We start from the raw sequence: 10,102 nt of genomic DNA, 5'->3' as shown, positions 1-10,102 counted from the left end.
ACTCCCCGTGAGGCAAGCGCGTTGGCTACGAGGCGGATGCCCCTCTGTTTGGGTCCCCCCCCCCTTTGATGTCACTCACTGTGGTCCGTACGCCGTCGGCGTACGGACGGCAGGGTTACTTGCCCTTGGCGGCTTCCTTGAGCTTCGAGCCCGCGGAGACCTTCACGCTGTAGCCGGCCGGGATCTGGATCGGCTCGCCGGTCTGCGGGTTGCGGGCGGTGCGAGCGGCACGGTGGGTGCGCTCGAAGGTCAGGAAGCCGGGGATCGTGACCTTCTCGTCGCCCTTGGAGACGATGTCGCCGACGACCTCGGCGAACGCGGCCAGCACGGCGTCGGCGTCCTTGCGGGTCACCTCGGCGCGGTCGGCCAGCGCGGCCACCAGCTCACTGCGGTTCATGTTGTTACTCCCGTGTTCATCTTGCCGTTGAGGCGTCAGATCGAAGCCGATGCTGCCAGGGTCCTCCGTGAGTCCCCGGACCGGGTCCGTCGTCAGACCCTCGCGCCCAGAGACGCATCCTGCCCCTACCTGCGGCGGGAAAGCCAATCCGGCACCCGCACGTGTCGTGAGTACACCCTTCAGGAGTCACACGAAAAGAGGGCCTGAGCCTGGCCGCCACGATAGGGCTCCGCTGCTCACAGAGGTCCTGCGACGCGCCGTTCCCCACGCTGCCGTGGGGATACTCACAGTCAGAGGGCGGACGTCCCCGCCGCCTTGGCGGCCTCCCGCACGGCCCCGGCGACCGCGCCCGCGACCTTGTCGTTGAAGACGCTCGGGATGATGTAGTTCGGGTTGATCTCGTCCTCGGTCACCACGTCCGCGAGGGCGGTCGCGGCGGCCAGCATCATCTCGGTGTTGACCGTGCGGGACTGGGCGTCCAGCAGACCGCGGAAGACACCCGGGAAGACCAGCACGTTGTTGATCTGGTTCGGGAAGTCGGAGCGGCCCGTCGCGACAACGGCAGCGGTCTCGCGGGCGATTGCCGGGTCGACCTCGGGGTCCGGGTTCGCGAGCGCGAACACGATGGCACCGTCGGCCATGGCGGCCACGTCGTCGCCGTCGAGGACGTTCGGGGCCGAGACGCCGATGAAGACGTCGGCGCCGCGCACGGCCTCCTTGAGCGAGCCCGTGAGGCCCTCGGGGTTGGTGTTGTCGGCGATCCAGCGCAGCGCGGAGTCCGGGGCGGCGTCCACCAGGTCCTCGCGGCCGGCGTGCACCACACCGTGGATGTCGGCGACGACGGCGTTCTTGACGCCCGCGGCGAGCAGCAGCTTCAGGATGGCCGTACCGGCCGCGCCCGCGCCGGACATGACGACGCGGATGTTCTCGATGGCCTTGCCCGTGACACGCAGCGCGTTGGTCAGCGCGGCGAGGACGACGATCGCGGTGCCGTGCTGGTCGTCGTGGAAGACGGGGATGTCGAGGGCCTCGCGCAGCCGGGCCTCGATCTCGAAGCAGCGGGGGGCGGAGATGTCCTCGAGGTTGATGCCGGCGAAGCCCGGGGCGATGGCCTTGACGATCTCGACGATCGCGTCGGTGTCCTGGGTGTCCAGGCAGATCGGCCAGGCGTCGATGTCGGCGAAGCGCTTGAAGAGGGCCGCCTTGCCCTCCATGACCGGCATGGCGGCCATCGGGCCGATGTTGCCCAGGCCCAGCACGGCGGAACCGTCCGTCACGACCGCAACCGTGTTGCGCTTGATGGTGAGGCGGCGGGCGTCCTCGGGGTTCTCGGCGATCGCCATGCAGACGCGGGCCACACCCGGCGTGTAGACCATGGACAGGTCGTCACGGTTGCGGATGGGGTGCTTCGACGCCATCTCGATCTTGCCACCGAGGTGCATGAGGAAGGTCCGGTCCGAGACCTTGCCCAGCGTGACGCCCTCGATGCCGCGGAGTTCCTCGACGATCTCGTCCGCGTGCGCGGTCGACGAGGCCGCGATGGTGACGTCGATACGGAGCTTCTCGTGACCGGATGCGGTGACGTCGAGGCCGGTCACCGAGCCTCCGGAGGACTCCACGGCGGTGGTGAGCTGCGAGACGGCGGTTCCGCTCGCGGGCACCTCCAGCCGGACCGTCATCGAGTAGGAGACGCTGGGCGCCGTTGCCATGGCCGACTTCCTCTGCTTTCACCTGACGCTGAGTTGTGCCGTCCGATAGTCGCACCTACCGCTGGGTAGCTGGTAGCCGCCTCCGATTGCGAACTTTTTGTTCGCGGAACAGGCCAGCAAAAAGAGACCCACGTCACGTCCGACGTGGGTCTCTGCGCAGGTCCCCTGTGAAGAATCGAGGTCCCTTATGAGGAATTAGGTGGCACCGACCCGCCATGCTCGCCTCGCGGCAAGTGGTCGCTCGTAGCGACGAAGGTTGGGCCCGGGGGCTTGGATCGGGCCGGTGCCACGTCCAGGCTAACAAACAGATCCCGTAAGGCCATTCCCGTACCGGGAGTTCATTTCGCCGACAAGTGGGTATCCGGCCCCGGCTCGTGGGTCAGTCCCTGAGCAGGTCCGGAACCCCCGCCGCGTCGGGCTCGTCCCGCTCCGCGGATACGACCGTGAGCTGCTGGGTGGCCCGGGTCAGCGCGACGTAGAGCACCCGCAGTCCGGCCGGGGACTCGTCGGCGATCTCCGCCGGGGAGACCACGACCGTCGCGTCGTACTCCAGGCCCTTCGCCTCCAGGCTGCCCAGTGCCACCACCCGGTCGCCGAGCCCGGCGAGCCAGCGCCGGGCCTCCGCGCGGCGCTGCATGGCGACGACCACGCCGACCGTGCCGTCGACGCGCTCCAGCAGCCGGGCCGCCTCCTCGCGGACCGTTTCGGCGAGGCTGTCCTCGACGACCGTGAAGCGGGGCTCGACGCCGGTGGAACGGACGGCTTTCGGGGACTCGGAGCCGGGCATGGCCAGGGCCAGCACCTTCGCGGCCAGGTCGGCGATCTCGGCCGGGTTGCGGTAGTTCACGGTGAGCTCGAAGCGGCGGCGCGGGCGGGTGCCGAGGGCCTCGTCGCGGGCCTGGGCCGCCTCGTCCGGGTCGGACCAGGAGGACTGGGCCGGGTCGCCGACGACCGTCCAGGTGGCGTGCCGGCCGCGGCGGCCGACCATGCGCCACTGCATCGGGGTGAGGTCCTGCGCCTCGTCGACGATGACGTGCGCGTACTCGGTGCGCTCCTGGGCGAGTCGCTCGGCCCGCTCCCGCTGGGACTCCTCGCGCACCGGCATCAGCTCCTCCAGACCGGTGAGCTGGTCCAGCGGGTCGAGTTCGCGCTTGCGCCGGGGGCGCGCGGGGGCGCCGAGGATGGCCTGGAGCTCGTCGAGCAGGGCGATGTCGTGCACGGAGCGCCCGTCGCGCTTGAGGGAGCGGGCGACCTTGCGGACCTCGCCGGGGTTGAGGATGCGCCGGGCCCAGCGGCCGAGGCGCCGCTCGTCGGTCATGGCCTCCAGCACGGCCGCCGGGGTCAGCTCCGGCCACCAGGCGTCGAGGAACGTGATGAAGGAGTCCTCGGAGGTGATGTCCTCGTCGAAGGAGGAGCGCAGCTCGGCGGCCAGCTCCGGGTCGCTGTGGCGGTTGGCCGAGCCGGACTGCTCCCACAGTGCGTCCAGGAGCAGCTTGCGGGCGCGCGGGCGCAGCAGGTTGACGGGGGCGGTGCCGCCGAGGGCGGCGCGGCGGATGCCCTCCAGCTCCTGGGCCTCCAGCTCCAGTCGGCGGCCGAAGGCGACCACGCGCAGCCGGGTCGGCGTGTCGTTCAGCTCCAGGGCGCCGCGGGCGGCCTTCCGCAGCACCTTGAGCATGCGGTAGGAGCCCTTGGCGCGGGCCACGGACGGGGCGTCGTAGAGCGCGGCCTCGTTGCCCTCGACGAGTGAGCCGATGGCGCGGATGGCGACCTGGCCCTCCTCGCCGAGGGAGGGCAGCACGCCCTCGGTGTAGGCGACGAGCAGCGGGGTCGGCGAGACGATCAGGATGCCGCCCGCGTACCGGCGCCGGTCCTGGTAGAGGAGGTAGGCCGCGCGGTGCAGGGCCACGGCGGTCTTGCCGGTGCCCGGTCCGCCCTCGACGTAGGTCACGGAGGCGGCGGGGGCGCGGATGACCAGGTCCTGTTCGGCCTGGATGGAGGCGACGATGTCGCGCATGGTGTGGCTGCGGGCCTGGCCGAGCGCGGCCATCAGGGCGCCGTCGCCGATGACGGGCAGTTCGTGGCCGTCGAGGAAGGCCGTCAGCTCGGGGCGCATCAGGTCGTCCTCGACGCCGAGCACCTGGCGGCCCTTGGAGCGGATGACGCGGCGGCGGACGACGCGGCCGGGGTCGACGGGGGTGGAGCGGTAGAAGGGGGCGGCTGCCGGGGCCCGCCAGTCGATGACCAGCGGGGCGTAGTCCTGGTCGAGGACGCCGATGCGGCCGATGTGCAGGGTCTCGGCGATGTCGGCGGTGTCGTCCTCACGGACCGCGCCCTCGGCGGGCTCCACCGCGGTGTACGCGCCGTCGGGGCCCTTCTTGCCGTCCTTGCCGGTCAGCAAGTCGATACGGCCGAAGAGGAAGTCCTCGAACTCGTTGTTGAGCCGGTTGAGGTGGACGCCGGCCCGGAAGACCTGGGCGTCCCGCTCGGCCAGGGCGCCGGGCGTGCCGACCTGGCCGCGCTGGGCCGCGTCGTTCATGAGGAACTCGGCCTCGTGGATCTTCTCCTCGAGGCGTCGGTACACCCGGTCGAGGTGTTCCTGCTCGACGCTGATCTCGCGGTCTCTCAAGGAGTCAGCGAGCGCGGCTTCCTGTTGAGCCTGAGCGGCCACCGGGCCCCCTTCTGACGTGCATGGCAGCCGTCTACCGTACGCGAAGGGGACCCCGAAAGGCTACGCGTCGACCTCGACCAGACGCTTGCCGTCGAAGGTCACGATCTCGAAGTGGTCGATCTCGTTGGGCTGGAAGGCGGCGCCGCCCTGGACGTACAGCGGCTCCTTGGCCTTCTCGGTCGTGGCGTCCGGGATGCCGTAGCCCCAGTTCGGGACGGACCAGGAGGAGAGGGTCTCGCGCTCGCCGTTCTTCCCGACCGCGACGAGGGCGCACTTCAGCGGGCCCTTGAGGTTCTTCGCCTCCAGGACCATGCCGGTGCCCCAGTCCTTCTTCTGGAGGGCGACCGTCGCGGTGACCTTGGTGGTCGGGTCGGTGGCCGTGATCTTGTCGGAGATGCCGTTGAAGGCTGCCTTGGCCGGGCTCGCGGAGAGCGGGCGGTTCTCCGCGCCCCCGCCGTCGCCGCCGCCGTTCGTCGCGACCGCGACGAAGGGTCCGCCGGCGATCAGCGCGGCCGACGCGGCCACCATGTAGAAGCTGCGGCGGCGCTTCTGGGCGCGGCGCTCGGCGACCTCGTCGACGAGCTTCTCCACCAGGCGCGGCCGGGGCTTCGCGGACAGCGACTCGCCGATCGCGGGTGTGCCGGAGCCGGGCAGGTCGGCGAGGGCGGCGAGCATCGGCTCCATGCCGGCCAGCTCGTCGAGCTGCTGGGCGCACCATTCGCAGCCCGCGAGGTGGGCTTCGAAAACGGTTGCTTCGGCGTCGTCGAGGATGCCGAGGGCGTAGGCGCCGACGGTCTCGTGCTCGTTCGGCACCGGGGATTCCTGCATGGGTCCTGACATACCCATGCCTCCCGTACCGAACCCTTGGTTACCCCCGTAAACACTCATCACGCCGTCACCCCCCGCTCCTCCAGTGCCAGCTTCATCGAACGCAGGGCGTAGAACACCCTTGAGCGGACGGTTCCGCTGGGTATGCCCAGAGTCTCGGCCGCCTCGTTGACGGTACGCCCCTTGAAGTACGTCTCGACGAGCACCTCCCGATGGGCGGGGGTCAGGTCGTCGAGTGCGTCCGACAGAGTCATCAGCCACAGCGCCTTGTCGATCTCGTCCTCCGCGGGGATGACCTCCAGCGGCGACGGGTCGACCTCCTGCGGCCGGGCCTGCCGGCTGCGGTGGCCGTCGATGACGATGCGCCGGGCGACCGTCACCAGCCAGGGGCGTACCGATCCGGTCGCACGATTGAGCTGACCGGCGTTCTTCCAGGCACGGATGAGGGTTTCCTGCACGACGTCCTCGGCGCGCTGCCGGTCTCCGGCGACCAGTCGCAGGACATACGCGAGCAGGGGTCCTGCGTGCTCTCTGTACAGAGCACGCATCAGCTCCTCGTCGGGTTCCGAGGGCTGGGACATGCGATGTCGGGCCCTCGGTGCACGTTCATTGGCCACGACGGAATCCTTGCGCACGCCCACCTCCGGTGTCCGGGGGTTCCCCCAGTCGGTCGCTCCACATGCCGTACGCAAGCGAGCGGTTGGGCGTTCAACGAGACGCGACAGATTTCTTCGAGATGACGTGACGAGCTGGACATGGGGTCACATTCCCACCCCGCGATCTTCACATTTCCGCCACACGAGCAAGATCAACCCAGGCCTTCCCTACGGTGGCGTAGGTAAACGGTATGTAATCGAAATCACTTCGACAGTGCGCTCGCATAAGTGTCTTTTAGGGCGCGGAAATTGAGTGCAGTCGCCACGCAACGGCCGGGCCGTGATGGGCAAATGGGACTTAAGCCCGTGCGAGTGCCGCGCGGCGGCGATGCCGGGCGACTCGTTCGCGGTTCCCGCAGACCTCACTGGAGCACCAGCGCCTCCTGCGCCCCCGGGAGGTGTCGAGGTACACGATCGGGCAGTTGTCGCCCTCGCACTGGCGCAGGGCCGCGCGGGCGACGGGGTCGGTGAGCAGGTCCACGGCGTCCCGGGCGACGGCCGCGAGCAGGGCGGCGCAGTCGGGCGGGCCGTCCAACCGCCGTATGAGCTCGCCGTCTCCGTCGCGGACGGCGCGTGGGACGGGGGGTGCGGGAGTGGCCAGGTCGTTGACGCGCGCGAGCGCGAAGTCGTACGCCCGGGCCCGGGGCGCCGACCAGCCGCGCACCAACCTCCCGATCTGGTCGCGCAGTTCGCGGAAGGCGGCCGGCCAGGCGGCGTCGGCGTGGGCCAGGACGGTGTCCGCCGGGACGAGACCGGAGCCGGTGATCCAGGCGCGCAGCACGGCCACGGAGTCGAGCCGCTCCTCCGGATGCGTGGTGGAGAGCAGATCCAGGCAGATCCGCCCGGCATCGAACCGCAGCTCGTACGGGGCCGCCGTGGCCGTACCCAATGCCATGTGCCTGTCACCGCCTAGGGGTTCACCCCGGTCGCGAGAGGGCCGGTGAGATGCCAGTGAGAGGGCTGGGAAACCGTTCCCTCATACAGTGCCTGCCCACTCCCCCGCCGGAAACCCCTCGGCACGGGCCCGACGCGTCCTGAGGGGCGCGGGGAACTGCGCGACCAGCCACGACGCGCCCGCACCCGAAGACCAGCGAACCGCCGCACGGCACCCGCGGCGCGGGCCCGCGCGGCCTCACGCGTCCGCGTACTTCGTCTCCGCCGCCGGGTCCAGGGCCAGGCGGTAGCCGCGCTTGACCACCGTCTGGATCAGTTTCGGGGCCCCGAGGGCCGTGCGGAGGCGGGCCATGGCCGTCTCGACGGCGTGTTCGTCACGGCCGGCGCCGGGCAGGGCACGCAGCAGCTCGGCGCGGGCGACGACCCAGCCGGGGCGGCGGGAGAGGGCGCGCAGCAGGGCCATGCCGGCGGGCGGTACGGGCTTGAGGTCGCCGTCGACCAGGACGGCGTGGCCGCGGATCTCCACCCGGTGCCCGGCGATCGGCAGCGAGCGCGCCCGCGCGGGCAGTTCCTGGCAGAGGAGCTGGACGAGCGGGCCGAGCCGGAAGCGCTCGGGCTGGACCGTGTCGATGCCGTGGCCCTGCAGCGGCACCGCGGTGACCGGGCCGACACAGGCCGACAGGACGTCGTGGCCGAGTGCGGCCAGCACCTCGGGGAGCAGTCCGCGCTCCTCCGCCCGGGAGAGAAGAGAGGCCGCGGCAGGAGCACTGGTGAAGGTCAGCGCGTCGACGCCACGGGACACGACCGCGTCCAGGAGACGGTCGACCGGACCGATGTCCTCCGGCGGCATCCACCGGTAGACGGGCACCCCGACGACCTCGGCACCGGCCGCGCGCAGCGACTCCACGAACCCGGGCAGCGGCTCACCGTGCAGCTGGATCGCGATCCGCAGACCGTCGACGCCCTCCTCCAGCAGCCGGTCTAGCACCTCGGCCATGGACTCCGACGACGGCGACCACTCCTCCGTGAGACCGGCGGCCCGGACCGCGCCCTTGACCTTGGGCCCGCGCGCCATGATCCGTACGCCACCCAGCCGCGCCAGCAGATCCTCGCCCAGCCCCCAGCCGTCCGCGGCCTCGACCCAGCCCCGGAACCCGATCGCGGTCGTCGCCACGACGATGTCCGGCACCTGGTGGATGATCTCCTTGGTCGCGGCCAGCAGCTCGCTGTCGTCGGCGAGCGGCACGATCCGCAGGGCGGGGGCATGCAGGACGGTGGCGCCGCGCCGCTGGAGCAGCGTGCCCAGCTCCTCGGCCCGGCGCGCGGCCGTGACGCCCACGGTGAATCCCGCCAGTGGGCCGTGTTCCGGTCGCTGTTGTTCCTCGTGCATGCTCTCGTCCCGCATTCGAGTCGTCGTACTCCATGGGTTCGGCGTACGTGTATGCCGAACGAGCCTGTCAACGGCTCGTGACAGGCCCGGATCGGCATGATGTCGGCGGTGTTACGTCACACCTTGGCGTAGCTGAGCTGCGGCTTCGCCTCCGAGGTCGCCGAGGTGACGGGTACCCGCGGAGCCGTACGTCGAAGGTATACGGCCCAGGTGATCCCGAAGCAGACCACGTAGAAGGCGAGGAAGGCGACGAACGCGCCGGTGCCGGAACCGTAGGAGAGGAAGGACTGGCGGAAGGCGAGGTTGATGCCGACACCGCCGAGCGCGCCCACCGCGCCGATGAGTCCCATGGAGGCTCCGGAGAGCCGCCGCCCGTATGCCGCGGCCTCTTCCCCCTCCAGCCCCTTGGCCAGGGCCTTGTTCTGGAAGATGCCCGGGATCATCTTGAACGTCGAGCCGTTGCCGAGCCCGCTGAGCACGAACAGCACCACGAACGCCCCGGTGAACAGCGCCAGCGACTTCTCCATGGAGGCGCCGATCAGGACCGCCGTCGCGACGCCCATGGCGACGTAGTTCCAGAGGCTGATCTTCGCGCCGCCGTACCGGTCGGCGAGCCAGCCGCCGACGGGCCGGATCAGGGAGCCGAGCAGCGGGCCGAGGAAGGTGACGTAGGCGGCCTGCAGCGGCGTACGGCCGAACTCGTTCTGCAGGACCTGGCCGAAGGCGAAGCTGTAGCCGATGAAGGAGCCGAAGGTGCCGATGTAGAGGACGGACATGATCCACGTGTGGGCGTCCCGCGCGGCGTCCTTGGCGGCGCCGGTGTCGTTCTTGACGTTCTCCAGGTTGTCCATGAAGAGCGCGGCCATGACGGCGGCCACGACGATCAGCGGGATGTAGATCCCGAGCAGCACACGCGGCCCGCCGCCGGCGCCGATGATCGCGAGCGCGGCCAGCTGCGCCACGGGGACGCCGATGTTGCCGCCGCCCGCGTTCAGGCCGAGGGCCCAGCCCTTCTTCCGCAGCGGGAAGAAGGCGTTGATGTTGGTCATGGAGGAGGCGAAGTTGCCGCCGCCGATGCCGGCCAGCAGGCCGACGAGCAGGAAGGTGGAGAAGGAGGTGCCCGGCTCCATCACGGTGAACGCGGCGACGGTCGGGACCAGCAGGAGGCCGGCGGAGATGATCGTCCAGTTCCGGCCGCCGAAGATCGCGACGGCGAAGGTGTAGGGAACCCGGACGACGGCGCCGACCAGCGTGACCATCGAGGTCAGCAGGAACTTGTCGGCGGGGGTCAGGCCGTACTCCGGGCCCATGAAGAGCACCATCACGGACCACAGGGTCCAGATCGAGAAGCCGATGTGCTCGGACAGCACGGAGAAGTAGAGGTTGCGGCGGGCGACCTTCTCGCCGGTCTCGTTCCAGAAGGTCTCGTTCTCGGGATCCCAGTGCCGGATCCAGCGTCCGCCCCTGCTCGGGGGTGCGGGTGCCGTGCCAGGGCCTGTCATGACGCCTCCACTTGCTCCGGGACTCGGTCGTACGTCGAGTGGCTGGTCCCGAAGGTAG

General features: G+C 70.4%; 8 protein-coding genes. All 8 read right to left on the bottom strand.

The window, feature by feature from the left end:
* Nucleotides 1–115 precede the first annotated feature (115 nt).
* Complete coding sequence (locus ACZ6I3_RS17470) at nucleotides 116–397, bottom strand: HU family DNA-binding protein (protein WP_003950507.1); 282 nt, start codon at nucleotides 395–397, stop codon at nucleotides 116–118.
* 290 nt (nucleotides 398–687) lie between these two features.
* Nucleotides 688–2,106, bottom strand: a complete 1,419-nt coding sequence (locus ACZ6I3_RS17465; RefSeq protein WP_469415482.1) for an NAD-dependent malic enzyme — start codon at nucleotides 2,104–2,106, stop codon at nucleotides 688–690.
* 379 nt (nucleotides 2,107–2,485) lie between these two features.
* Nucleotides 2,486–4,774, bottom strand: coding sequence for a HelD family protein (locus tag ACZ6I3_RS17460; protein ID WP_469415481.1), 2,289 nt, complete (start codon nucleotides 4,772–4,774; stop codon nucleotides 2,486–2,488).
* A 60-nt stretch (nucleotides 4,775–4,834) separates the two neighbouring features.
* Nucleotides 4,835–5,662 (bottom strand): anti-sigma factor family protein, encoded by an 828-nt coding sequence (locus ACZ6I3_RS17455; RefSeq protein ID WP_469415480.1) that lies wholly within the window; start codon nucleotides 5,660–5,662, stop codon nucleotides 4,835–4,837.
* The gene (locus ACZ6I3_RS17450) at nucleotides 5,662–6,183 is read right to left on the bottom strand and encodes a sigma-70 family RNA polymerase sigma factor (protein WP_010039908.1); all 522 of its coding nucleotides are present in this window, start codon (nucleotides 6,181–6,183) and stop codon (nucleotides 5,662–5,664) included. The genes ACZ6I3_RS17455 and ACZ6I3_RS17450 overlap by 1 nt, the downstream gene beginning before the upstream one ends.
* Nucleotides 6,184–6,556: 373 nt before the next feature.
* A complete protein-coding gene (locus ACZ6I3_RS17445; protein WP_469415478.1) occupies nucleotides 6,557–7,153 on the bottom strand; it encodes a CGNR zinc finger domain-containing protein in 597 nt (198 codons plus the stop codon).
* 237 nt (nucleotides 7,154–7,390) lie between these two features.
* Nucleotides 7,391–8,542 (bottom strand): uroporphyrinogen-III synthase, encoded by a 1,152-nt coding sequence (locus ACZ6I3_RS17440; protein WP_469415703.1) that lies wholly within the window; start codon nucleotides 8,540–8,542, stop codon nucleotides 7,391–7,393.
* A 116-nt stretch (nucleotides 8,543–8,658) separates the two neighbouring features.
* Entirely contained in the window at nucleotides 8,659–10,044 is a 1,386-nt protein-coding gene (locus ACZ6I3_RS17435; protein ID WP_469415476.1) for a nitrate/nitrite transporter, read from the bottom strand.
* Nucleotides 10,045–10,102: the final 58 nt, after the last annotated feature.

Source organism: Streptomyces sp. NPDC041940, assembly GCF_055589465.1.
This window is presented reverse-complemented; position numbering and strand designations above follow the sequence as displayed.